This is a genomic window from Marinobacter sp. R17 (assembly GCF_003789045.1).
Classification (GTDB): Bacteria; Pseudomonadota; Gammaproteobacteria; order Pseudomonadales; family Oleiphilaceae; genus Marinobacter_A; species Marinobacter_A mangrovi.
In genome coordinates this window covers 114,400-136,346 of the sequence record NZ_RHGZ01000003.1, presented here as the reverse complement: position 1 = coordinate 136,346, position 21,947 = coordinate 114,400, and the positions used below count along the sequence as shown (strand labels likewise).

The following is a 21,947-nucleotide window of genomic DNA, read 5'->3' as shown; positions in this document are numbered from 1 at the left end:
GAAAATGGCGCCTATGATACACCACCCGGCGCCGGGAATCAGTGGAAAACGGCCTGGTTGGCCTGCTCCGAAAGCCGTTGAGCCACTTCCACCACCCGTTTGCGAAACACCACCAGATGCCAGCGGCGCCCGCCCAGCTGGCGCCAGAGTACCGCAGAGCGGATGCCGGCCAGCAGCAGTGCGCGAACCCGTGCGGCATTCTCGGGAACCTGCAGCTGGTTGGGATCGCCGGTGACCTGGATGCGCAGGCGGAAGGTGCTGATGGTGTCGGTATAAATGGAGGCGAGGTTGTTGACCAGGTTGGCGTGGCTGTAGCCGAAATGGTCGGCGGTGTGGCGGGCCTGGTCGATGCGGCTGCCGATGATGTCCATCATCTCCGGACGTTTGCGCAGCCGGGCTTCCAGATGCAAGAGGTTGAGCGCGTAACGCAGGATTTCCACATCCTGCTGGCCGTCTTGCTTCTTCAGCAGGCCGCAAAGTACGGCCAGGCCTTCTCGCAAATCCCGCAATTCGCCGTAGACGCTCAACGTGTTCGGCGGGTTGGTGACAAACAGCGAGTGAATGCAGGTCTCAAAGGTGGACGGCGCGCACTGGCCGCGATGGGCAATCTGCTGCACCAGTTCGGCAGCCTGGAATACGCCTGCCAGGGCCAGTGTCTGTTCTTCCAGGGATCGGCTCAAGGTTACCTCACAGCGTTGTCTGATGGCCGTTATGACGTTGGAGCGTCATCAACTGGATGGGTTCGTCATGCTGGGTCAGGATGCCGTGCGGGTCAGGGCCGGGGCGTCGTCCCGCCAGGTGGTTTCGATCACGCCGCCACCCAGGCAGATGTCGCCGTCATAGAAAACCACGGACTGACCGGGGGTTACAGCACGCTGGGCGTCATCAAACACGACCCGGCAACCGTCGCCGGTCACGGTGACCGCGCAGGCCTGGTCGGGCTGGCGGTAGCGCGTCTTGGCATGGCAGCGGAATTCGTTGGCTGGCGGATGGCCCGCGACCCAATCGATGGGGCCGCTGGCCAACCCGCGGGAGAACAGCATGGGATGCTGTTTGCCCTGTACCGCAATCAGCACGTTACGGCTGAGGTCCTTTTCCGCCACATACCAGGGATCGTCGCTGTAGTGACTCAAGCCGCCGATACCCAGGCCCTGGCGTTGTCCGATGGTGTGATACATCAATCCCTGATGACGGCCAATGACATCGCCGTCCGGGGTTTCGATGTCGCCCGGTTGCGCTGGAATGTACTGCTTGAGGAAGTCGCGGAACTTGCGCTCGCCAATGAAGCAGATACCGGTGGAATCCTTCTTGTCGTGCGTCACCAGTCCGGCCTTCTCGGCGATCCGGCGGACCTCCGGCTTTTCGATCTCGCCGACCGGAAACAGGGTGCGCGCAATACGCTCACCCGACACGGCGTGGAGGAAGTAGCTCTGGTCCTTGTTGTCGTCCAGGCCCTTGATCAGTTGCGCAATGCCGTTGTCGTCGACTCGCCGCCGGGCATAGTGGCCGGTAGCAATGTAGTCGGCGCCCAGGGTGATGGCGTAGTCCAGAAAAGCGCGGAACTTCACTTCCTTGTTGCACAGGATATCCGGATTCGGGGTGCGGCCGGCTTTGTATTCCGACAGGAAGTGCTCGAACACGCGGTCCCAGTATTCGGCCGCAAAGCTGGCCGTGTGCAGCTTGATGCCGATCTTATCGGCCACCATCTGCGCATCCGCGAGATCGGTCATCGCGGTGCAGTATTCGGTGCCGTCGTCCTCATCCCAGTTTTTCATGAACAGGCCTTCGACCGCGTAGCCCTGTTCCTGAAGCAGGAGGGCGGCAACGGACGAATCGACACCGCCGGACATGCCGACGATCACGCGGGTGTTCTGGTTGTCTCTGGTCGTGGACTCGGTCATGGCGCTGACAAACCGTGTTTCGTTAAACATGAGTTGGACCCTGACGGCCCCTAATGTCGCGCATTCTAACAGGTTTGCCGCGCCAGCGTGATCCGTAGATCCCGGAAGGCAATGCCGGATTCAGGCCGCTGGATCGACGATCACCGACAACGGGAATCGACGGCCGGCCAGGTAGTCTTCGACGCAGCGGAGGACCAGTGGGCTGCGCAGGGATTCCTGGCGTTCGCGCAGTTCCTCGTAGGTGAGCCAGTGGGCCGCAATGATATCGTCGTCCAGTTGTTCGGTTTCATGCTGCAGCGCTTCGGCGACAAAGCACATGCGGTAGTAGGTGCGGCCGTTTGCCGGCGCGAGATAGGTGTATAGCCCCAGGAAATGCTGGGGCTCCACGGCCCAGCCGGTCTCTTCCAGCGCTTCCCGGCGAGCGGCGTCGAGGATGGTTTCATGTTCCTCGACATGGCCGGCAGGCTGGTTGAAGACGATGCGGCCGTTGCTGCGTTCTTCCACCATCAGGAAGCGGCCATCCTTTTCGGTGATGACGGCGACGGTTGCGTGCGGTTTCCAGGTCATTCATCGGTTCCTTTTCTTGGCTCTGGGCCTGCCCTGGCCGCGAGATGTTTTTGCTGCCGCGGCAGGCAAGTGAATGCTGAGTGAGCGACTTTCTCCGGGGGCCAGGTTGTCGATACTCCAGTCGCCGACAGCACGGCGGATCAGCCGCAAAGTCGGGAAGCCGACGGCGGCGGTCATCCGTCTGACCTGCCGGTTGCGGCCTTCGGTAATGGTCAGTTCGATCCAGCTTGTCGGCACGTTGGCCCGGTAGCGAACCGGGGGCTGGCGCTGCCAGATGTCTGGTTCGCCCAGGCGTCTGGCTTTCGCGGGGCGTGTGGGGCCGTCTTTGAGATGAACGCCCTGTTCCAGTTGCGCCAGGGCGGCATCGTCAATCTCACCATCGACCTGAACCCAATAGGTTTTAGGCATTTTCAGACGCGGCGAGGCGATCCGGTGTTGCAACTGACCGTCGTCAGTCAAAAGCACCAGACCCTCGGAGTCGTAATCCAGCCGTCCGGCTGGATACGCGCCGGTTTGGCCGACAAAATCCGCCAACGTCGACCGGCCTTCATTGTCGGTGAACTGGCAAAGCACATTAAAGGGCTTGTTGAGCAGGATCAGGTTGGCCATGTCAAACGGGTCCGGCGCGACGGCTTTCTGGGAGCGGAAATGGAAGCATGCTTCGAATGTTACAGCAGCCGTGCGGTCACCACTATGACCGAATCGTTAGCGAAGCCGGGAGCGGCGTTGGAAGGGGCGGGCGTAAAAAAGCCGAGGCCCCCAGACCTCGGCTTCCCTGGAATTATGAGCGTTGCATGGTCCCCGGTTTCGTCGGGCGTGGCACAAAGGGCCACCGTGATCTGTTTGTGACAGATCTCTAAAACCACCTCACATTCAGGGGTGAGTGTGGTTATGTGGCGCTCCGTCAGGCGTGGGCGGTTCGGAGCGGGTTGTCCTGAGCGGCTTCGGAAGAATCCGAGCCGGCCTCGTCGTGTTCGGCATTGGCCGCCGTTTTCGGTGGCGCATCCCGTTTTTCGAGGCGATCCAGAGGCACGATGTTTACGGCGTGCGTTCCCTTATCGCTTGGTTTCTTCTCGAAGCTGACGGTTTGGCCGGCCTTCAGTGTTTTGTAGCCATCCATCTGTACAGCTGAGAAGTGAGCGAACAGGTCTTCGCTGCCCCCGTCTTCTATAATAAAGCCGTAACCCTTGGCATTATTGAACCACTTCACTTTGCCTTGAGGCATGATTCACTCCCTTGTTTTCCTGCTCGTCTTATTATTGATATTCATTAACTTACAAAATCCGATCCAGAACAATACAGTCCTGGTAACGGCTCCAGACCAGGCGTCGATCCTGGCTTTACATAATTTTACAATGGCAATTCTACTGTTGACCAATATTCGCACAGAGTCAATAGGCAAAGTGCTGGTTGACCGGGCTGCCGAGGCGTTACTATGGATCGTCTGGTGAGCACCCGGGGCGTTTTTGCGTCATCGGAAGGGCGCAGCGGCGACGCGCAGTGCGCCGGTGGCCGAATGGAAAGAGGCGGCCGGGTTGAAATCATCACCCGAAGGCCCGCATATCCGTCAGTCACCGAATCCGGTACTGTATTTCCTGCGGCGGCGATACCGGGCGTATCGCTCCCCATTTCATGCGGGAAACTGCAAATTCCATGCGGGATACTCCAAAAGACCTGGCTGAATGGCCGGAGCATCTTGAAAACCCGCGGGTCGGCATCCACTTTGAGTGAAGGAGAGGAACTCGGCAAAGTCCCGAGTATCTAAAATCCGGTAAAGAACCATGCGGAACATCGAAAATTCTCTACTAATATTGAATCAGGGGGACAGTGATCAGGACCCGGATCATGATGACGGTCTGCTGGTTTCCCCTGAGAAGCCCGCCCTCAAACGCCCGGCGCGATATCGAGTGGTGCTTCTCAACGACGATTACACACCGATGGACTTTGTCGTTGATGTCCTGATGAAGTTCTTCGCCATGAACGAAGAAAAGGCGACGCAGGTGATGCTGCTCGTCCATACGCAGGGAAAAGCCGTATGTGGGGTATACACCCGTGACATCGCGGAAACCAAGGCAGCGCAGGTGAATCAGTATTCTTCGGAGTGCGAACACCCGCTGCTTTGCGAGATTGAACGTGCGGACTGATAGACCTTGGGGTGGCCCATGCTTAGTAAAGATCTCGAAATCACGCTGAATACTGCGTTCAAGAATGCCCGGGACAAGCGTCATGAGTTCATGACCGTAGAGCACCTGCTGTTGGCTCTGCTGGACAATGACTCGGCGGTGGGTGTCCTGAAGGCATGTGGCGCAGATCTTCAGCGGCTCCAGGAGGAGCTCCTGGAGTTCGTGGATTCAACCACGCCCCTGATTCCCCACAACGACAGTGAGCGCGAGACCCAGCCGACACTGGGCTTCCAGCGTGTGTTGCAGCGGGCCGTCTTCCATGTCCAGTCCTCCGGCAAGAAGGAAGTGACCGGAGCCAACGTCCTGGTCGCGATCTTCAGCGAGCAGGAGAGTCAGGCGGTGTATGTTCTGAAAAAACAGAACATTGCCCGTATTGATGTGGTCAACTACGTTTCTCACGGCATTTCCCGCGTGCAGGGCAGCGAAGATCAGGAAGGCAGCGATCACGCCCAAGAAGAAGTGGGCGAGGACGGCAGCTCTTCCAAACCGCTGGAAAGCTACGCCACGAACCTGAATGAGCAGGCCCGGATGGGCCGTATCGACCCGCTGATCGGCCGCGAGCACGAGGTCGAGCGTGTCGTGCAGATTCTTGTGCGTCGCCGCAAGAACAATCCGCTTCTGGTGGGCGAGGCCGGCGTCGGCAAGACCGCCATTGCGGAAGGTCTGGCCAAGCGCATCGTCGACGGGCAGGTGCCGGATGTCATTTCTGACGCGGTGGTCTATTCGCTCGATCTGGGCGCGCTGCTGGCCGGCACCAAGTACCGGGGCGACTTCGAGAAGCGCTTCAAGGGGCTGCTGGCGGAGCTCAAGAAAGAGGATCACGCGATCCTGTTTATTGATGAGATCCACACCATCATCGGTGCGGGTTCGGCCTCTGGTGGCGTAATGGATGCGTCCAACCTGCTCAAGCCACTGCTGAGCTCCGGCGAGATCCGCTGTATCGGTTCCACCACCTTCTCCGAGTTCCGCGGCATTTTCGAAAAGGACAGTGCACTGGCCCGTCGTTTCCAGAAAATCGACGTCAATGAGCCAAGTGTGGACGATACTTACCAGATCCTGCGCGGCCTGAAGACACACTTCGAGAAGCACCACGATCTCAAGTACACCGACAAGGCCCTGCGGGTTGCCGCAGAACTGGCGGACCGGTATATCACCGACCGGCACTTGCCGGACAAGGCGATCGATGTGATCGACGAAGCCGGTGCCCGCCAGCGCCTGCTGCCGGCCAACAAGCGCCGCAAGGTCATTGGCGTGTCCTCCATCGAGGATGTGGTGGCTACTATTGCGCGCATTCCGCCGAAGAACGTGTCCACCAGCGACAAGGACCTGCTGCGCAATCTGGAGCGGGACCTCAAGATGGTGGTGTTCGGTCAGGATCGTGCGATCGAGAGTCTGTCCACGGCGATCAAGCTGGCCCGTGCCGGCCTGAAGGCACCGGAGAAGCCCGAAGGGGCCTTCCTGTTTGCTGGTCCGACCGGTGTGGGCAAGACCGAGGTGACCCGGCAACTGGCCAAGATCCTGGGTATCGAGCTGGTGCGCTTCGACATGTCCGAGTACATGGAGCGTCATACGGTCTCCCGTCTGATCGGCGCGCCTCCGGGCTACGTCGGGTTTGATCAGGGCGGCCTGCTGACCGAAGCGGTCAACAAACAGCCGCACTGTGTGCTCCTGCTGGATGAGATCGAGAAGGCGCACCCGGAAGTATTCAACCTGCTGCTGCAGGTGATGGACCACGGCACGCTGACCGATAACAACGGCCGCAAGGCGGACTTCCGTCATGTCATCCTGGTGATGACCACCAACGCGGGCGCGGAAACCATGACCCGTCGGTCCATTGGCTTCAGCGAGCAGGATCACAGCACGGACGGTATGGAGGTGATTACCAAGACCTTCACACCGGAATTCCGCAACCGCCTGGACGGCATCATCCAGTTCGCCGACCTGCAGCGCGATACGATCACCCACGTGGTCGACAAGTTCCTCACGGAGCTGCAGGCCCAGCTGGACGAGAAGCGGGTTGTGCTGCATGTGGACGATGAAGCCAAACTCTGGCTCGCCGAGAAGGGCTACGATGTGACCATGGGCGCTCGCCCGATGTCACGCCTGATCCAGGACAAGATCAAGCGGCCGCTGGCCGAGCAGATCCTGTTCGGGGCTCTCGCCGAGAGTGGCGGTGAGGTACACGTTCACCTCAAGGACGACGAGCTGGTGTTCGAGTACGAGAACGAGCCGGCCGAAGCCGTCTAGGTCTCCCAGCCCTGAAAACCCGCTTCCCCGGAAGCGGGTTTTTTTATGCCTGCCTGCGGCTTCAATCGCGAATGATGAGGCGGCTTTTGATGCCAACCTGATCCTTTGTCCCCATCACACCCGAGAACGGCGCCATCGGACATGGCTCTCCAGTCAGGATTGTGGCGATATGGCTCCCGATAATAATGAGAAATGGGAGTCATCCATGAAACGGCTGTTTCTTATCCTGGCCGGCCTGGCGATAGCCGCCTCGCTGCCGACGACAGCGCAGGCCCGGGACAGCAAGCGATTCTGTGTCTTCGATGTGGCCGGTGCCAGTGGCTACGTCTACAACCTTCTCAAGAACTATCGCCGCAAGGCGCTGAAGTATGGGGAGGATCTGACCATGACGCCCTACACCGATGAGGATAGGGTCAGGGCGGATTTCGACGCCGGTCGTTGCGACCTGATTGCCGTTACGGACATGGGCGTCCGCCATTACAACCGCTTTACCGGCTCCATCAGTGCCATTGGCGCGGTGCCGCGCTATGAAGACCTGCAGGTGTTGCTGCACATTCTCTCCAGCCGGCGGGTGGCCGACAAAATGGAGCAGGGCGATCACACCGTGTTGGGCGTCGCGCCGATGGGCGCCGCCTACCTGTTCGTCAACGATCGGTCGATCGATACGGTGGAAGCTCTGCGGGGAAAACGGATCGCCGTGTTCGAGGGCCACTACGACGCCCGCCATATGGTGGAGTACGTCGGTGCGCAGCCGGTTCGTGCCAAAATCAGTAACTTCGCACGTCTGTTCAATCGCGGTGAGGTGGATATGGCTTATGCGCCGGCGGCGGCTTACGAGGTCCTGGAAATGTTTCGGGGAATGGGCGAGACCGGCGGCATCGTCCGCTTTCCGGTCGGCCAGGTGACCGTTCAGCTGGTGGCGAAAACGGGCACATTTGACGATGAGTTCATCGCCCATTCTCGCAAGGCGGTGTCCCGCTTATACAGTGAGGCGATGCGGATGATCCGGCAATACGAGGACACGGTCCCCCGGGAGCGCTGGGTGGAGATCCCCGCGGCGGCCAGGCAAGGCTACCAGGAGATGCTGCGCGAGGTCAGGATTGATCTGGATAATAACCAGAGCGAGCTGGGGCAGCTGGCGGCGCAGGTCTACGACGACGATATGATGACGATCCTGCGGAAGGTGCGCTGCTACACCAATCCCGGTGGACAGGAGTGCTCATCGCCGGACAGGGAGTGAGAGGAACCCTGGCCATCAGAAATAAAAAACCCCGTGCTTATACGGGGTTTTTTATTGGCGCACGAACGGCCTGTAGCGTTCGGCGTCGGAGCGTCTTAGCGGGCGCGGTAGACGATGCGGCCCTTGCTCAGGTCATAGGGAGTCAGCTCAACCTTGACCTTGTCACCGGTCAGGATGCGGATGTAGTTCTTCCGCATTTTGCCGGAAATGTGTGCGGTCACAACGTGGCCGTTGGTTAACTCGACACGGAACATGGTGTTGGGAAGGGTGTCAATGATGACGCCTTCCATTTCAATGACATCAGATTTTGCCATTCAGTAGAAACCTCACGATCATTAGCGTATTGGGTACGAGCCTGTAACGTCGGGTCGAGACGGAAAAAATCAAGGGTACACCGACGCCCCTCGCAATAAATGTGCGCAATTCTGCCTGAATTATGAACGTATGGCAAAGATCACGCGCCTGTTGCGGGAAGACCACGGGTCGACCCGTCTTTGATTGGCCGGAATGGCCCGGCGGCAGGATTATCCGGTGGCAATCAGTTCTTGCCAGTGGCCGCCAATCAGGGCTTCCAGCGGTTTGAATCGAGCCTTGTAATTCATCTTGCGGCACTCGCGAATCCAGTACCCCAGATACAGGAAAGGCAAGCGCCGGCGTTGGGCCTCCTCCACTTGCCAGAGAATGGCCAGGGTGCCGAGGCTGCGGTCCTCTTCCTGCGGCTCGAACAGGGTGTAGATGGCCGACAGTCCGTCGTCGAGCGCATCCACGACGGCCAGACCGATCAGGGCCTCACCGCGCCACATTTCCAGGAATTCGCTCTGGTTGGCCCCTTCAACGAGGAAGGAGGTGAACTGCTCCCGGGACGGCGGGTACATGTCGCCATCGTAGTGTCGTTGCTCTATGTAGCGTGCATAGAGCCGATAGTAGTTTTCCTGGAAGCGCGCCGGAGCCAGCCGGAACGTGATGTCCTCGTTGCGTTTCCACACCCGGCGCTGGGACCGGTTGGGCTCGAATGCCTTTGCATTGAGGCGCACCGGGATGCAGGCATTGCAGGTTTCGCAATGTGGCCGGTAATAGTGAGAGCCGCTACGCCGGAACCCGAGAGCTGTCAGCTGACTGTACAGGCGCTTGTCGACGCGCGCCCGGGGGTCGACGAACATGGTCGTCGCCTCTCGGTCAGCCAGGTAGCTGCAGTCATGGGGGGGCGTTGCAAAGAATACCAGTGTCTTGAGGCTGCTCATCACACCTCCTGCTACCGATCGCTGCGGGCCCAGTGCCATTCCAGATTCCACTGGCGATGGCCGGGCGGTTGATCGATGTTTTCCCCCAGTATAGATAAAAATCGGGAGCGCGGGATACACCGTGCCCCGAGGCTGATCAAGTGACTGTTTTCCACCTGGCAGTCCATCATGGCGTAGCCCCATTGCTCGAGTTGGCGGGCGACATGGACGAACACCACCTTCGACGCGTCGGTCTCGCGGGTGAACATGGATTCGCCGAAGAAGCAGCGTCCCATGGCCACGCCGTAGAGTCCGGCCACCAGTTCGCCATGATCGTTCCAGGCTTCGAATGAGTGTGCCAGGCCCCGGCGGAACAAGCGCTTGTAGGCCAGCTCCATCTCTTCGGTAATCCAGGTACCTTCATCCCTCACTTCGGCGCAGCTGCGTATGACCCCGGAAAAATTGCGGTCGATGGTGATCCGGTAGCGTTGCTGGTTCAGGGTTCGCCGCAATCGCCGGGCGATGTGCACTTCATCCGGAAACAGGACGCAGCGCGGGTTGGGAGACCACCAGAGGATGGGTTGCTCGTCGCTGAACCAGGGGAAAATACCGTTGCGATAGGCCAGCTCCAGCCGCTCCGGGGCGAGGTCGCCACCGATGGCAAGCAGGCCATCCGGTTCGTCCAACGCATCGTCCGGGGCGGGAAACCAGAGTTCGTCGGGATCAAGCCAGGGCAATGAAGTCATCGTGAGATCAGCTGCTCCAGAGGATGCCGGTGGCGCCTTGATTCAAGCGTAGCATGGCCTTGTTGCGGCGACACGGTAAAACGGCAGGCTCGGGAAAGGGCGGGGCACACCTCGTCGGTACGCCCCGTCACCCATCGGGATCAGTCGCCCAGTTGATCCAGGAAACGCTCGGCGTCGAGCGCTGCCATGCAGCCGAAGCCGGCGGAGGTGACCGCCTGGCGGTAGACGTGATCCGCCACATCACCTGCGGCAAACACGCCAGGCACGCTCGTCTGCGTGGCCATGCCTTCCAGGCCGGAGCGGATGCGCAGATAACCGTTTTCCATGTCCAGCTGGCCCTGGAACAGGTCGGTGTTGGGCTTGTGGCCGATGGCGATAAACACGCCTGCCAGTTCCATCTCCTGGGTGTCACCGGTCTTGGTGTTCCGGATCCGCATACCGGTCACGCCGGTGGCATCGCCCAAAACTTCATCAAGGGTGTGATCCCAGACAATGCGAACGTTGCCGTTCTTCTCTTTCTCGAACAGCTTGTCCTGCAGGATTTTCTCGGCGCGCAGCTTGTCGCGACGATGGACCAGGGTCACTTCGTCGGCAATGTTGGAGAGGTAAAGTGCTTCCTCGACCGCGGTGTTGCCACCGCCGATGACGGCCACTTTCTGCTTGCGATAGAAGAATCCGTCACAGGTGGCGCAGGCCGAGACGCCCTGTCCCTTGAACTTCTCTTCGGAGTCCAGGCCCAGGTACATGGCGGAGGCACCCGTCGCAATGATCAGGGCGTCGCAGGTGTATTCGCCACTGTCGCCCTTGAGACGGAAAGGGCGTTGGTTCAGGTCGGCTTCGTTGATGGTGTCGTACACCACGCTGGTTTCGAAGCGCTCAGCGTGTTTCAGCATCCGCTGCATCAGCTCCGGACCCTGGACCCCGTCGTTATCGCCCGGCCAGTTGTCCACGTCTGTGGTGGTGGTGAGCTGGCCACCCACTTCGATACCGGTGATCAAGGTCGGATTCAGGTTGGCGCGAGCGGCATAGACCGCGGCGGTGTAGCCTGCCGGGCCCGAGCCCAGGATGATCAGTCGGGAGTGCTTAACGTCGCTCATGATGCCTTCTCTCTTGAAACATGTCTCTCGGGGCCGGTTGAGAGGCGCTCTTGCCGCCACGTCCGCCGGGTCCCGTTCAGTAAATGGTGGCGAGAATAGCATGAAAGCCAGGCTCGCCAGAATTGATTACCCCAATCCGGATTATTGCACCGGGCTATGGTGCCGCCGTCACTGATTTGATTGATATGACGTCCTCGGTGGGGATTTCAAGCCGTCAAGCCAGAACCGGCACCTGCTCCAGCAGTTGCCGCACCCGCTGGCGGCTCTGCGCCGGGTCGCCCTGTTCCAGCCGGTGGCGAGCCACGGCGGGGAAGACGGCCTGGACGTCGTCCGGGAGGACGTGGTGACGTCCGTCCATTAATGCCCAGGCCCGGGACGCGCGAATCAGGCCCAGGCCAGCGCGTGGCGACAGGCCATAGAGTACGCCCGGCATCTGCCGGCTCTGTTGCAGGATGCGCTGGACATAATCCAGCAGCGGCCCGCTGGTTTTGACCCGATCCACCGCCTGTTGCAGCACCTGCAGGTCGTCGTGGCCAATTATGGGCTGAAGCTGCCCGGTCAGTTGCCGGCGATCCGACCCTTCCAGCAGCGCACGTTCGGCCCGGGGATCGGGATAGCCCAGCTCGATGCGCATCAGGAAACGGTCGAGCTGGGATTCCGGCAGCGGAAACGTGCCGCCCTGTTCCAGGGGGTTCTGGGTCGCGATGACGAAGAACGGTTCGGGCAGTGGCCGCGTCTCGCCCTCGATGGAGACCTGGCGTTCTTCCATGGCCTCCAGCAGGGCGCTCTGGGTGCGCGGTGATGCCCGGTTGATCTCATCGGCAAGAACCACCTGCGTAAAGATCGGCCCCGGATGGAAGACGAGGCTGCCGGCCTCTTTGTCGTACATGGAAAAGCCCAACACGTCTGCGGGCAGCAGATCGTTGGTGAACTGGATGCGGGTGTAGCTGAGGTCCATCGCCCGGGCCATCGCGTGGGACAGGGTTGTCTTGCCCATGCCGGGAATGTCCTCGATCAGCAGGTGCCCGCGGGCAAGCAGGCAGCACACCGACAGGCGGACCTGGTGATCCTTGCCCAGCAGGATGCCATTAAGCTGCTCAACCGCGGCGTCGATCAGTTTCTTCATGACCGGCCTCAGTCCCGCACGCGTTGCAGGATCTCGCCATAGGCATCGATGCGGCGATCGCGCAGGTAAGGCCAGATCCGGCGAATGGATTCGCTGCGGTCGCGGTCGATGGTGGCGTGCAGGATGCTTTCGTCGGTGTCGTTGGCCCGGGCGAGGAATTCACCCTGCGGCCCGCAAATAAAGCTGTTGCCCCAGAAGCGGATGCCATCGCCGACGCCTTCGGGGTGAGGCTCGGTTCCGACACGGTTGGGTGCGATCACCGGCAGGTTATTGGCGACAGCATGGCCGCGTTGCACGGTTACCCAGGCGTCCAGCTGTCGTTGTTGCTCGGCCGGTTCATCGGTCACATCCCAGCCGATGGCGGTGGGATAGATCAGGATTTCGGCGCCGGCCAGGGCCATCAGTCGCGCTGCCTCCGGGTACCACTGGTCCCAGCAGACGAGGACGCCCAGTTTGCCCACGGACGTCTGGATCGGGGTAAAGCCGCTCAGGCCGCTGTTGAACGTGGCATCGCCGGGCGTGAAGTAGAACTTCTCGTAAAACCCCGGGTCATCGGGTATGTGCATCTTACGGTAAAGGCCGGCCAGACTGCCGTCCGTGTCGAAGACCACAGCCGTGTTGTGGTAGACGCCATTCATGCGCCGTTCGAAAATCGAGCCCACCAGCACGATGCCCAGCTCTTTGGCCAACCCGGCCAGCCTCTCTGATGTGGGGCCCGGGATGGGTTCGGCCAGGTTGAAGGTATCCGTGTCCTCGTTCTGGCAGAAATAGAGCGTAGCGTGCAGTTCCTGCAGGACAATCAACCGAGCGCCATCGGCGGCGGCCTTGCGTATCTGCTTTTCCGAAGTGGCCAGGCTCACGTTTTTGTCCGGGCTGCAGGTCTGCTGGATGGCGGCGACCTTTAACGGGCGTTGTGCACTCATGGTCTGACAATTCCTTCGGGCAGTTGCATGGTGACGCAGTGCAGACTGCCATGCTGATGGATCAGGGGCTGGCAGTCGATGGCAATGACTTCCCGATCCGGAAACAGGCCCTGCATCACACGGATGGCCTCTTCGTCTTGCGGCACGCCATAGACCGGCAGCAGCACGGCGCCGTTGATAATCAGGAAGTTGGCGTAGGTGGCCGGCAACCGCTCGCCTTCAGCGCCATAACAGGCCTGCGGCCAGGGCAGGGCGGTCAGCGTGTAGGGGGTGCCATCCGCCGTGCGGAACTGCTTGAGTTCGTCTTCCATCGCGGTGAGTGCGGCGTGGTGTTCATCCTGCTTGTCGTCACAGCGCACGTAGGCGATGTGGTCGGCTGCCACGAAGCGGGCCAGCGTGTCGATATGGCTGTCGGTATCGTCGCCGGCGAGGTAGCCGTGATTAAGCCACAGAACCCGGTCGGCGCCGAGGGTGTCGCGCAACCGGCCCTCGATCTGGCTGCGGTCGTAGTCCGGGTTGCGGCTGGTCGACAGCAGGCATTCGCTGGTCGTGAGCAGGGTGCCCTCGCCGTCGGATTCAATCGAGCCGCCCTCCAGGACGAAGTCCACCGGTTCCAGCGGCGTGTGACCAAACAGGCCGGCTTCACACAGCGCACGGTTGAGCGCGTCGTCCTTGTCCCAGGCGAATTTGTCGCCCCAGGCGTTGAAGCGGAAGTCCAGCAGCTTGAGGTCGCCGTTGGTGACCGCAATCGGCCCGTGATCACGGGCCCAGGTGTCGTTGGCCGGTGCGGCGCTGCTGAGGACCCGGCCGGGCAGCGACTGTCCGCGAGCCCAGTCGTTCAGTGTCGCCGTGAGGCGATCGAGTGTCGGGCGGTCTTCGCAGCTCAGCACCAGGTGTTCGAAGCGCAGCACCGCTCTGGCGATGGCTTCGAAGACCGGCTCAACCACGTCCAGTCGATCCTGCCAGTCGGTACCGGCGTGAGGCCAGGTCAGCATGACAGCACTTTGGGGTGCCCATTCGGCGGGCATGCGGCGGGACATACTCAAGATTCAACTCACTCTGTCCGGTCGGGGCGAAGCCCGGCGTCGGGCCACCTGAAAAGTCGCTATTCTAACGGCTAAGAACCTTTACGCCAGCGCACCGTATCCGGATTCGGATACTACTGACAGACGGCTTCAGTTTGACTCCGGCTTTCTGACGGAATGGATGACGTGGTTGTATTCGAAATAGACGATGAAGTCGTCATAAATCCACTGTGTGATGGGTGGGTTACCCACTGGACCCTTGACGGACTGGGGCTGCCCATAGCGTTGGCGCACCTGATCCTGCAATTGGCCATGCTGGGGCATGCTGGCCGTGCCGCGATCGGAGCCCTGCTGCATGACGGGCGTCTTGAGTTGTTCGGCGCCGGCGGTCAGGGATGCGGTCATCAGCAGGCTGCCTGCCGCCAGGCTGAGCAGGGTCCGGCTCGCCAGCTTGTGCCATGGGGTGCGGGAAGTAACGGTGTTCATGGGTCGGGTTACCTTATGGTTACTGCATGAAAGGCCGTCCCTCATCACGCGCAGGACGCCCGGGAACTGATGGGTATCGGGTCTGTCTTGAGGGGCATTGTGATCACGGCGAAGGGGCGTGTCGTTCCTCATTGACAGTCCGGATATGGCCGGCAGTTCCCTGAATTACGTAAATTTATTATCAGTCCAACAGTACTACAGGTTATGGTCCAGAGAAACTTTTTGGTGGCCATTCGGAATGCGTGACGACCCGTGGTGGCGTTACGCCTGATCGCGCTGGCGCTGGCGGATCTGCCAGCGCATGACGTGGCGGGCTATCTGCTGGCGATCGGCGTCGTCCAGCGTGGTGAATTCGGCATGCACCCAGCGGTGCCCGTTGTCGTCTTCACTGAAGGAGACAATCGTTCCCTCGCCCCGGGGCATGAAGAGTTCCGGTGGCAGGGTGAGACGAATTGCAAGGCGGTCACCCACGGCAAAGTGAGGATCGTCACTGGGAAAGGCGACGCCCCCTTCGCTGAGGGTTACCTCGGACCAGCGCTCCGGTTGCAACGGATTTTGCTCAAAGGCCATAATGCGCGCCAATGTGTCGACCTTGGAATTAAACGATTTCATCAGGTTGGCCAACAGGCGGTCCTTTTCGGCCAGTCCGGCGAGCTGATTGCGGATATCCAGGTCGATACGGCGCAGCTCGTCGTGCAGGGGTTCAAGCACGTCGTCGCCGAAAGGATGGCCCGGGTCCCCGTCGGTCCCGGAATTCAGGCGCTTTATCTCGAGACCGACATGATCGTGGATCCTGAAATAGTCACGCCGGTCCTCATCAAGAGGTGGAACCATAGATAACCTCGCTGAGCGCCTCGTCCTGGTTGGTGTTGTTCTGGGTTTTCGCCGGTATCCGGCGTTCCGGACCACCGCCTGCGACACCATGAAAGGAAAAGGTGCGGGTGATTGCCCGGTACCATTCAAGTTTAACAGCTCGGCGGGCCTTGTGTGGTCGCCGGCGACACAGACTTCAGGGAAGCGGTAGGCCCTCTACATGTTCAAACCCTTATCTTTCTCGATTGGCATGCGGTACACCGCCGCCAAGCGACGCAACCACTTTATTTCGTTCATTTCGTTGATGTCGATGCTCGGCCTGATGCTGGGTGTGGCACTGCTCATTATTGTGCTGTCTGTCATGAACGGGTTCGACCGGGAGCTGCAGACGCGCATCCTGGGTATGGTGCCCCATGCCACCATTCAGGGACAGAGCACGATAGACGATTGGCAGCGCATCGATCGCCAGGCCACACGGGATCCGGACGTGATCGCTGCTGCGCCCTACATTCAGGGGCAGGGCATGATGACCGGTCGGGGTAACGTCCACGGTATCCTGCTCAATGGCATCCTGCCGGACCAGGAGCGGGACGTTTCGATTATCGACAAGCATATGGTTCAGGGCTCGCTGGACGATCTCAAGTCCGGCGAGTTCGGGATCATCATCGGGCGCCTGCTGGCGGCCAGTCTGCGGGTGCAGGTGGGCGACAAGGTCACGGTGGTGATGCCGGAGGCTTCGATAACGCCGGCCGGGGTATTGCCGCGGCTCAAGCGCTTTACCGTCAAGGGCATCTTCAAGGTGGGCGCCGAGCTGGACGCCAACTACACGCTGATCCATATGGACGATGCCGCCAAGCTGATGCGGACCAATGGCAAGGCGCAGGGGGTCCGGCTGCTGGTGAAGGATCTGTTCAAGGCGCCGAGCGTGGCGGAGCGGGTGGCCCGCGGGTTGGGCGGCCGCTACTACGTATCTGACTGGACCCGCACCCACGGCAATCTGTTCCAGGCCATCCGCATGGAAAAGACCATGATTGGCCTGCTGCTCATGTTCATTGTGGCGGTGGCGGCGTTCAACGTGGTGTCCACGCTGGTCATGGTGGTGACCGACAAGACGGCCGACATCGCCATCCTGCGCACCATGGGCGCAACCCCCGGGCGGATCATGCGGATCTTCATCGTTCAGGGCGCCATCATTGGGGTGATTGGTGTGCTGGTGGGGACGCTGCTGGGGATCCTCGGGGCAGAAAATGTCAGTGCCGTGATTTCCTGGCTGGAACATGTCACCGGACACCAGTTCCTCAGCCCGGACGTGTATTTCATCAGCTACCTGCCGTCGGAACTGCAGTGGGAAGACGTGTTTATCATCAGTGGTGCCGGCCTGGCCATGGCGCTGCTGGCAACAATTTATCCGGCATGGCGTGCGTCCCGTGTCGATCCGGCGGAGGCCTTGCGGTATGAGTGAAGCAGCTGAAAACATTCAACGTACGGAAGATCGTCCGCTGACCATCGATTGTCGCTCCCTGACTCGCACATACAAGCAGGGACCGACCGAACTGACGATTTTCTCCGATATCTCCCTGGCCGTTGGCGCCGGCGAAACCGTGGCCATCGTGGGCAGCAGTGGGGCCGGCAAGACGACGTTGCTTAATTTGCTCGGCGGCCTGGATAAGCCGTCCAGTGGTCACATCGAGATCTGTGGCGTGGACATTCACGGCCTGAACGAAAAGGGACGTGCCCGCTTCCGCAACCGGCAGCTGGGTTTCGTCTATCAGTTCCATCATCTCCTGCCGGAATTCACGGCACTGGAAAACGTGATGATGCCCGGCGCTCTGGGCGGCCTGTCGATGGCGGAGGCCAGGGAAAAGTCGCGCCTGATTCTGGACAAGGTACGCCTGGGCAAACGCCTGAATCACAAACCGGGCGAGCTGTCCGGTGGTGAGCGCCAGCGGGTGGCGATCGCCCGCGCCCTGGTGAACGAACCCGAGTGTGTGTTGATGGACGAGCCGACGGGCAACCTCGATGAGCACACCGGGCGCGAGGTGCAGGGACTGATCGAATCGTTGCGCGACGAGCTGGGTACCGCCTTTGTGGTGGTGACTCACGATATGGGTATGGCGCGCCGTCTGGGACGGGTGATGCACCTGGAGGAAGGTCAGCTCTTCGAGGATCGCTGATTGGCTTGAAGGAGAGAGGGCGGCGGATGTCGCCGCTCTGCCCATCGCATCAACTATGCAGAATGGTGGCGCAAGACCCGCCGCTTGCGCCAGTCACTGCGGACCTTGCGGCGCCAGAGAAACTGGATCACCAGGTAGCTGATGCAGGCGCCGATCACACCGACGACCACTGAGCCGAAGTAGAGTGGCACCCCAATATCGATCAGCTGTTCGCTGAGCCAATGCCAGGACAGGTGAAATTCGAAATCCAGCACTGGTCGGCCCAACAGCCAGGCGCCGACCTTGTAGTTGAAGTAGAAAATCGGCGGCATGGTCAGCGGATTGCTGATCCAGACCAGGGCGACGGAAACGGGCAGATTGGCATTGAACCAGATCGCAAAAAAGCCGGCGGCGACCATCTGGAACGGCATCGGTATAAAGCAGAAGAAAACGCCAATAAGGAACGCCCGACACACCGCATGACGGTTGATATGCCAGAGGTTGGGTTCATGCAGGACGTCGCCGAGGAAATGCAGGGCCTTCATTTCCCTGATTTTCTCTGGTGTCGGCATGTGACGCTTGATGAACCTTTTGGGCATAGCGTTCCGCTTGGTTGTCCGTCCTGTTCGGCGTCAAGGCGTTGAATGCCGACTGTGCCGTAATTATGGATAAAGGGGCAAGGATTGCCCGGGAGTTAGACTGTGCGAGCAGGGATCGCTGCGTTCGCGGGCGGCGTCATCTTACTGTATTGTGTCGGCGAAATACCACCGTGGCCCTTACCCGTAATTGCCCTGATCATGGGGTGCCTGCTCGCCCGATTTCGATCGATCGCCCTCCGGCCTGTGGCCTTTATGGTGATCGGGCTGTCTACAGGATTGATCTGGGCCGGCTGGATGTCCAGTGAACGTCTCGCCACCCGCTTGCCTCATGCCCTCGAATCGGGCACGCATCTTGTCGAAGGATACCGTTGTAGCCTGGTATCGCCTGGGGCCTACCACAGCCTTCGTTTTGAGTTCTGTGTTACCCACTGGCCGGAAGCAACGCCGGATCATCCCATTGCAGCCAAGCGTTTGCGTCTGGCCCTGTATGGCGCCGAGCCATCGCTTGTCTTGCCGCGCCAGCTTCAACTCAAAGTACGCCTCAAAGTGCCACACGGCTCAGTCAATCCGGCGGGGTTCCGCTATGAGACCTGGCTGTTCCGGCATGGTTTTGATGCAACAGGCAGCGTCCGGGAATGGTCAGAGCAGTCAGTGTCCTGTGGTATCCATTGTCACTATCATGCCTGGCGTGAGCGGGTGGCAGGCGGCCTGGTCGACGCCTACGGCGGGCTGGAAAGCTATCCGCTGATCGAAGCCCTGCTGCTGGGGGAGCGGCGTCTGCTGGATGCGGAGGACTGGTCGGTGTTCCGTAAAACCGGCACGTCCCACCTGATCGCCATTTCCGGCCTGCACATTGGTCTGGTGGGGTTGTTTGTCGGCAGTCTGGTTGCCGGTTTGCTGAAACGATGGCCCGGTGGCCCGGGCGCGCGCGGGCGGCGTCGCCTGGTATTCGGTGCCAGTCTCTGCGCCTGCGCGACGTACGCCTTGCTTGCCGGCTTTACCGTGCCCACGCAAAGGGCACTGGTGATGGTGGCGGTCACGGGACTGGTTTATCTGCGCGGCCGCCAGTCCGGCTATTGGACCGCGTGGCTGAGTGCGGTGGCCCTGGTTCTGGTGATGGATCCCTTTGCACCGCTGGATGGCGGGTTTTGGTTGTCATTCGGCGCAGTCGCCGGGCTGATTGTCATGTTTTCCTCGCGTATCAGACCGCCCGGGCGAATCGCCACCTTGTTGGTGGCCCAGTTGGCTGTCATGGCCGGGCTTCTGCCGATCCTGATGGTGCTGGGGTTGCCGTTTTCCGTCAGTGGCTGGCTGGTCAATCTGGTCGCGATTCCCTTGATGTCTTTCCTGTTGTTGCCAGGTCTGTTTTTGCTGGTGCCTCTGGGGCTGCTCGTACCGTTTTGCCAGCCTTTGATCGGCCGGGTGTTGGACATGGGGTTGGGCGGTTTCATGTCGGGTCTGAGCTATGTGGCGAATCAGTCTCCGGAGGGAGTGGTGTTGTCGGCCGCGACGGCTGGGCTGGTGGGCAGCCTGGTGCTGGCTATGCTGTTTCCGATGCGTTGGTGCACGCGCGGTTGGCTTCTGGTGGCCATGTCCGGATTGTTGTGCGGTCAGGTGCTGGCGCTCACCGGATCCGGCGTCGAGGCGAACCAATCCGTTGCGGTACCGGAACTCTGGGTCTGGGATGTCGGTCAGGGTTTGGCGGTGACGTACCGCGATGGCGATCAGGTTCTGCAATATGACACCGGGCCGGGGTCGCCGGCCGGCTATACCGCGGTTAAGGATGCACTGCTGCCCGGATTTCGACATACCGGAATCCGTGATTTGAATTGGCTGATGGTCAGTCACGGGGATGCTGATCACGCCAGCGGTCTGGATGACCTGTTCGATCACATCCGGGTGGATCGACGATCCAGCGGCGAGCCGGCCCGGGTGGAGGAGCGGGCGGGGTCGGATGCGGCTGGTACCTTTGAGGGCTGCCGGAAGGGCGGCCGGTTGGGGCGGTCTCGCATTGATGTCTGGCAGGATGGCGGTGAAGTGTCCGGCAATGCGGCATCCTGTGTAGTGCGGATTACGCGCGACGGCTATTCGATCATCCTTCCCGGAGACATCACCGCCGAGCAGGAACAGGACTGGCTGCAGAACCATCCGCCAAGGCCCGGGCAGCATCGAATCGTCGTGGCCCCGCACCACGGCAGCAAGACGTCGTCCAGCCCGGCGTGGGTTCGGCAATTGGCGCCGGAGCTGGTTGTGTTCTCGGCCGGCTATCGCCATCCCTACGGTCATCCGGCAGCGGAGATTCGGCAACGTTATCGGGCCGGCGGCGCCCGGACTGTCAATACGGCGACGTCTGGTGCGGTTCATATACGTCTGGAAAATGACGCTCCGAGCGTCCATGTCGAGCGGGCCGATGCGCCATTCTGGATCGAACCGCCGCCGGATCAATGTCCTGGGGCCGGTTGCAGGGTGTGGCGAGCAGGGCCGGCTGTGCTAAAGTAGCGCGCGGCTGTTCATTATCAGGGAGACAAAGCGTGTTAGAGCTTCTAAAGGCGGGTGGCATCATCATGGTGCCGATCATTGCGTGTTCGATCCTCGCCCTGGCTATCATTCTCGAACGTTTCTGGTCATTGCGCGTCTCGCGAGTGGCACCGGAAAGCACCATCAACGAGCTGTGGCGCTGGATCAAAAAGAAGGAACTGAATGCCCGCAAGATCAAGGCCCTGCAAACGTCCTCTCCGCTGGGGCGGGTGTTGGCCGGTGGTCTGATGAACGCCAAGCATGGCCGCGAAATCATGAAGGAAAGCATTGAGCAGGAGGCCAGTCAGGTCATCCATGAGCTCGAGCGTTTCCTGAATCCGCTGGGAACAGTGGCCACCATCACGCCGCTGCTGGGGTTGTTAGGTACCGTGATCGGCATGATCAAGGTCTTTGCCGAAATCCAGCTGGCCGGTGTCGGCGATGCCGGCAATCTGGCAGGCGGTATCTCCGAGGCTCTTATGACCACGGCTGCCGGCCTGAGCGTCGCGATTCCCGCGCTGATCTGTCACCGCTATTTCATCCGCCGTGTGGACGAGCTCGTCGTCAACATGGAACAGGAAGCCATCAAGCTCGTCGAAGTGGTTCACGGCGACCGTGAAATCGACGTAGAGGGAGCCTGAGCGCCGTGAAGTTCAAGCGCCAGAGAAGTCAGGAAGTCGGTGTCGATCTGACCCCACTGATCGATGTGGTTTTCCTGCTGTTGATTTTCTTCATGGTATCGACCACGTTCACCCGGGAAAGCCATCTGAAGGTGGATCTGCCGGAAGCCAACGGCGAAGTGTCCGAAGCCCAGGCAAAGCAGGTCGACGTGGTGATTACCGCTGAAGGTCAGTATGCGGTAAACGACCGGCCTTTGGTCAATAATCAGCGGAAGACGCTGCAGAAAGCCGTGCAGGATGTGTCCGGTGGTGACACCCAGTTGCCGTTCATCATTACCGCGGACGCCCAGACACCGCACGAATATGTGGTTCGGGCGATGGATGTTGCCGGGCGGCTGGGTTTCGTCAAGCTCAGCATCACCACCCAGAGCGAGTCTGAGGGTGACTGACCGCTGCGGCCCCGGCTGGTCCGGGGCCGACGCAG

23 protein-coding genes are annotated in these 21,947 nt (G+C 60.6%); 8 read left to right on the top strand and 15 right to left on the bottom strand.

The features are described from left to right. Positions 1–38: 38 nt before the first annotated feature. From hflD to cspD, 5 genes are all read right to left on the bottom strand, one after another. Positions 39–680 (bottom strand): high frequency lysogenization protein HflD, encoded by a 642-nt coding sequence (gene hflD, locus EB809_RS03920; protein WP_123633500.1) that lies wholly within the window; start codon positions 678–680, stop codon positions 39–41. Between the two features lie 75 nt (positions 681–755). Continuing rightward, complete coding sequence (mnmA, locus tag EB809_RS03915; protein WP_123633561.1) at positions 756–1,901, bottom strand: tRNA 2-thiouridine(34) synthase MnmA; 1,146 nt, start codon at positions 1,899–1,901, stop codon at positions 756–758. A 120-nt stretch (positions 1,902–2,021) separates the two neighbouring features. After that, the gene (locus EB809_RS03910) at positions 2,022–2,468 is read right to left on the bottom strand and encodes an NUDIX hydrolase (RefSeq protein WP_123633499.1); all 447 of its coding nucleotides are present in this window, start codon (positions 2,466–2,468) and stop codon (positions 2,022–2,024) included. Further along, the gene (locus tag EB809_RS03905; protein ID WP_123633498.1) at positions 2,469–3,077 is read right to left on the bottom strand and encodes a pseudouridine synthase; all 609 of its coding nucleotides are present in this window, start codon (positions 3,075–3,077) and stop codon (positions 2,469–2,471) included. A 295-nt stretch (positions 3,078–3,372) separates the two neighbouring features. Then, positions 3,373–3,693, bottom strand: coding sequence for a cold shock domain-containing protein CspD (cspD, locus tag EB809_RS21230; protein WP_123633497.1), 321 nt, complete (start codon positions 3,691–3,693; stop codon positions 3,373–3,375). A 556-nt stretch (positions 3,694–4,249) separates the two neighbouring features. Here cspD and clpS point away from each other — a divergent pair. From clpS to EB809_RS03885, 3 genes are all read left to right on the top strand, one after another. Beyond that, positions 4,250–4,612 (top strand): ATP-dependent Clp protease adapter ClpS, encoded by a 363-nt coding sequence (gene clpS / locus EB809_RS03895; RefSeq protein WP_123633496.1) that lies wholly within the window; start codon positions 4,250–4,252, stop codon positions 4,610–4,612. An 18-nt stretch (positions 4,613–4,630) separates the two neighbouring features. Then, entirely contained in the window at positions 4,631–6,898 is a 2,268-nt protein-coding gene (clpA, locus tag EB809_RS03890; RefSeq protein WP_123633495.1) for an ATP-dependent Clp protease ATP-binding subunit ClpA, read from the top strand. A gap of 205 nt (positions 6,899–7,103) precedes the next feature. Next, entirely contained in the window at positions 7,104–8,138 is a 1,035-nt protein-coding gene (locus tag EB809_RS03885) for a putative solute-binding protein (protein WP_123633494.1), read from the top strand. Between the two features lie 95 nt (positions 8,139–8,233). Here EB809_RS03885 and infA read toward each other — a convergent pair whose 3' ends face one another. The 9 genes from infA to EB809_RS03840 all read right to left on the bottom strand — a co-directional run bounded on the left by infA (position 8,234) and on the right by EB809_RS03840 (position 15,595). Continuing rightward, positions 8,234–8,452, bottom strand: a complete 219-nt coding sequence (infA, locus tag EB809_RS03880; RefSeq protein ID WP_123633493.1) for a translation initiation factor IF-1 — start codon at positions 8,450–8,452, stop codon at positions 8,234–8,236. 210 nt (positions 8,453–8,662) lie between these two features. Next, positions 8,663–9,379, bottom strand: coding sequence for an arginyltransferase (locus EB809_RS03875; protein ID WP_123633492.1), 717 nt, complete (start codon positions 9,377–9,379; stop codon positions 8,663–8,665). 11 nt (positions 9,380–9,390) lie between these two features. After that, positions 9,391–10,104, bottom strand: a complete 714-nt coding sequence (gene aat / locus EB809_RS03870; protein WP_123633491.1) for a leucyl/phenylalanyl-tRNA--protein transferase — start codon at positions 10,102–10,104, stop codon at positions 9,391–9,393. Between the two features lie 140 nt (positions 10,105–10,244). After that, complete coding sequence (trxB, locus tag EB809_RS03865; RefSeq protein WP_123633490.1) at positions 10,245–11,201, bottom strand: thioredoxin-disulfide reductase; 957 nt, start codon at positions 11,199–11,201, stop codon at positions 10,245–10,247. A 214-nt stretch (positions 11,202–11,415) separates the two neighbouring features. After that, the gene (locus EB809_RS03860; RefSeq protein WP_123633489.1) at positions 11,416–12,327 is read right to left on the bottom strand and encodes an AAA family ATPase; all 912 of its coding nucleotides are present in this window, start codon (positions 12,325–12,327) and stop codon (positions 11,416–11,418) included. Between the two features lie 8 nt (positions 12,328–12,335). After that, positions 12,336–13,250 carry a carbon-nitrogen hydrolase gene (locus EB809_RS03855; RefSeq protein WP_123633488.1) on the bottom strand — a complete coding sequence of 305 codons (915 nt, stop codon included), beginning with the start codon at positions 13,248–13,250 and terminating at the stop codon, positions 12,336–12,338. Continuing rightward, on the bottom strand, positions 13,247–14,245 hold the full coding sequence (locus tag EB809_RS03850) for an agmatine deiminase family protein (RefSeq protein WP_263316972.1): 999 nt from the start codon (positions 14,243–14,245) through the stop codon (positions 13,247–13,249). The genes EB809_RS03855 and EB809_RS03850 overlap by 4 nt, the downstream gene beginning before the upstream one ends. Positions 14,246–14,425: 180 nt before the next feature. Then, entirely contained in the window at positions 14,426–14,761 is a 336-nt protein-coding gene (locus tag EB809_RS03845) for a hypothetical protein (protein ID WP_223807802.1), read from the bottom strand. A gap of 261 nt (positions 14,762–15,022) precedes the next feature. Continuing rightward, positions 15,023–15,595 carry a PilZ domain-containing protein gene (locus EB809_RS03840; protein WP_123633487.1) on the bottom strand — a complete coding sequence of 191 codons (573 nt, stop codon included), beginning with the start codon at positions 15,593–15,595 and terminating at the stop codon, positions 15,023–15,025. A gap of 199 nt (positions 15,596–15,794) precedes the next feature. Here EB809_RS03840 and EB809_RS03835 point away from each other — a divergent pair, with 199 nt between their 5' ends. Next, positions 15,795–17,036: a lipoprotein-releasing ABC transporter permease subunit gene (locus EB809_RS03835; RefSeq protein WP_123633486.1), complete on the top strand. Its 1,242-nt coding sequence runs from the start codon at positions 15,795–15,797 to the stop codon at positions 17,034–17,036. Next, positions 17,029–17,748, top strand: coding sequence for an ABC transporter ATP-binding protein (locus EB809_RS03830; protein WP_123633485.1), 720 nt, complete (start codon positions 17,029–17,031; stop codon positions 17,746–17,748). Before EB809_RS03835 ends, EB809_RS03830 begins: the two co-directional genes overlap by 8 nt. A gap of 53 nt (positions 17,749–17,801) precedes the next feature. Here the strand turns inward: EB809_RS03830 and EB809_RS03825 are convergent, their stop codons facing one another. Next, positions 17,802–18,326 carry a DUF2062 domain-containing protein gene (locus tag EB809_RS03825; protein WP_123633484.1) on the bottom strand — a complete coding sequence of 175 codons (525 nt, stop codon included), beginning with the start codon at positions 18,324–18,326 and terminating at the stop codon, positions 17,802–17,804. Between the two features lie 102 nt (positions 18,327–18,428). On the opposite strand from EB809_RS03825, the gene EB809_RS03820 reads away from it, so the two are divergent. From EB809_RS03820 to EB809_RS03810, 3 genes are read left to right on the top strand one after another with little or no spacing between them, the layout of a single operon-like run. Continuing rightward, on the top strand, positions 18,429–20,825 hold the full coding sequence (locus EB809_RS03820; RefSeq protein WP_123633483.1) for a DNA internalization-related competence protein ComEC/Rec2: 2,397 nt from the start codon (positions 18,429–18,431) through the stop codon (positions 20,823–20,825). A 32-nt stretch (positions 20,826–20,857) separates the two neighbouring features. Then, a complete protein-coding gene (locus EB809_RS03815; protein ID WP_123633482.1) occupies positions 20,858–21,484 on the top strand; it encodes a MotA/TolQ/ExbB proton channel family protein in 627 nt (208 codons plus the stop codon). A gap of 5 nt (positions 21,485–21,489) precedes the next feature. Continuing rightward, on the top strand, positions 21,490–21,912 hold the full coding sequence (locus tag EB809_RS03810; RefSeq protein ID WP_123633481.1) for an ExbD/TolR family protein: 423 nt from the start codon (positions 21,490–21,492) through the stop codon (positions 21,910–21,912). The last annotated feature ends 35 nt before the right edge of the window (positions 21,913–21,947 follow it).

Excerpts from the sequence above, each read along its gene's own strand:
- mnmA (WP_123633561.1), bottom strand. The coding sequence starts at position 1,901 with ATGACCGAGTCCACGACCAGAGACAACCAGAACACCCGCGTGATCGTC.
- EB809_RS03910 (WP_123633499.1), bottom strand. The coding sequence starts at position 2,468 with ATGACCTGGAAACCGCACGCAACCGTCGCCGTCATCACCGAAAAGGAT.
- EB809_RS03905 (WP_123633498.1), bottom strand. The coding sequence starts at position 3,077 with ATGGCCAACCTGATCCTGCTCAACAAGCCCTTTAATGTGCTTTGCCAG.
- cspD (WP_123633497.1), bottom strand. The coding sequence starts at position 3,693 with ATGCCTCAAGGCAAAGTGAAGTGGTTCAATAATGCCAAGGGTTACGGC.
- clpS (WP_123633496.1), top strand. The coding sequence starts at position 4,250 with ATGCGGAACATCGAAAATTCTCTACTAATATTGAATCAGGGGGACAGT.
- clpA (WP_123633495.1), top strand. The coding sequence starts at position 4,631 with ATGCTTAGTAAAGATCTCGAAATCACGCTGAATACTGCGTTCAAGAAT.
- EB809_RS03885 (WP_123633494.1), top strand. The coding sequence starts at position 7,104 with ATGAAACGGCTGTTTCTTATCCTGGCCGGCCTGGCGATAGCCGCCTCG.
- infA (WP_123633493.1), bottom strand. The coding sequence starts at position 8,452 with ATGGCAAAATCTGATGTCATTGAAATGGAAGGCGTCATCATTGACACC.
- EB809_RS03875 (WP_123633492.1), bottom strand. The coding sequence starts at position 9,379 with ATGAGCAGCCTCAAGACACTGGTATTCTTTGCAACGCCCCCCCATGAC.
- aat (WP_123633491.1), bottom strand. The coding sequence starts at position 10,104 with ATGACTTCATTGCCCTGGCTTGATCCCGACGAACTCTGGTTTCCCGCC.
- trxB (WP_123633490.1), bottom strand. The coding sequence starts at position 11,201 with ATGAGCGACGTTAAGCACTCCCGACTGATCATCCTGGGCTCGGGCCCG.
- EB809_RS03860 (WP_123633489.1), bottom strand. The coding sequence starts at position 12,327 with ATGAAGAAACTGATCGACGCCGCGGTTGAGCAGCTTAATGGCATCCTG.
- EB809_RS03855 (WP_123633488.1), bottom strand. The coding sequence starts at position 13,250 with ATGAGTGCACAACGCCCGTTAAAGGTCGCCGCCATCCAGCAGACCTGC.
- EB809_RS03850 (WP_263316972.1), bottom strand. The coding sequence starts at position 14,245 with ATGCTGACCTGGCCTCACGCCGGTACCGACTGGCAGGATCGACTGGAC.
- EB809_RS03845 (WP_223807802.1), bottom strand. The coding sequence starts at position 14,761 with ATGAACACCGTTACTTCCCGCACCCCATGGCACAAGCTGGCGAGCCGG.
- EB809_RS03840 (WP_123633487.1), bottom strand. The coding sequence starts at position 15,595 with ATGGTTCCACCTCTTGATGAGGACCGGCGTGACTATTTCAGGATCCAC.
- EB809_RS03835 (WP_123633486.1), top strand. The coding sequence starts at position 15,795 with ATGTTCAAACCCTTATCTTTCTCGATTGGCATGCGGTACACCGCCGCC.
- EB809_RS03830 (WP_123633485.1), top strand. The coding sequence starts at position 17,029 with ATGAGTGAAGCAGCTGAAAACATTCAACGTACGGAAGATCGTCCGCTG.
- EB809_RS03825 (WP_123633484.1), bottom strand. The coding sequence starts at position 18,326 with ATGCCCAAAAGGTTCATCAAGCGTCACATGCCGACACCAGAGAAAATC.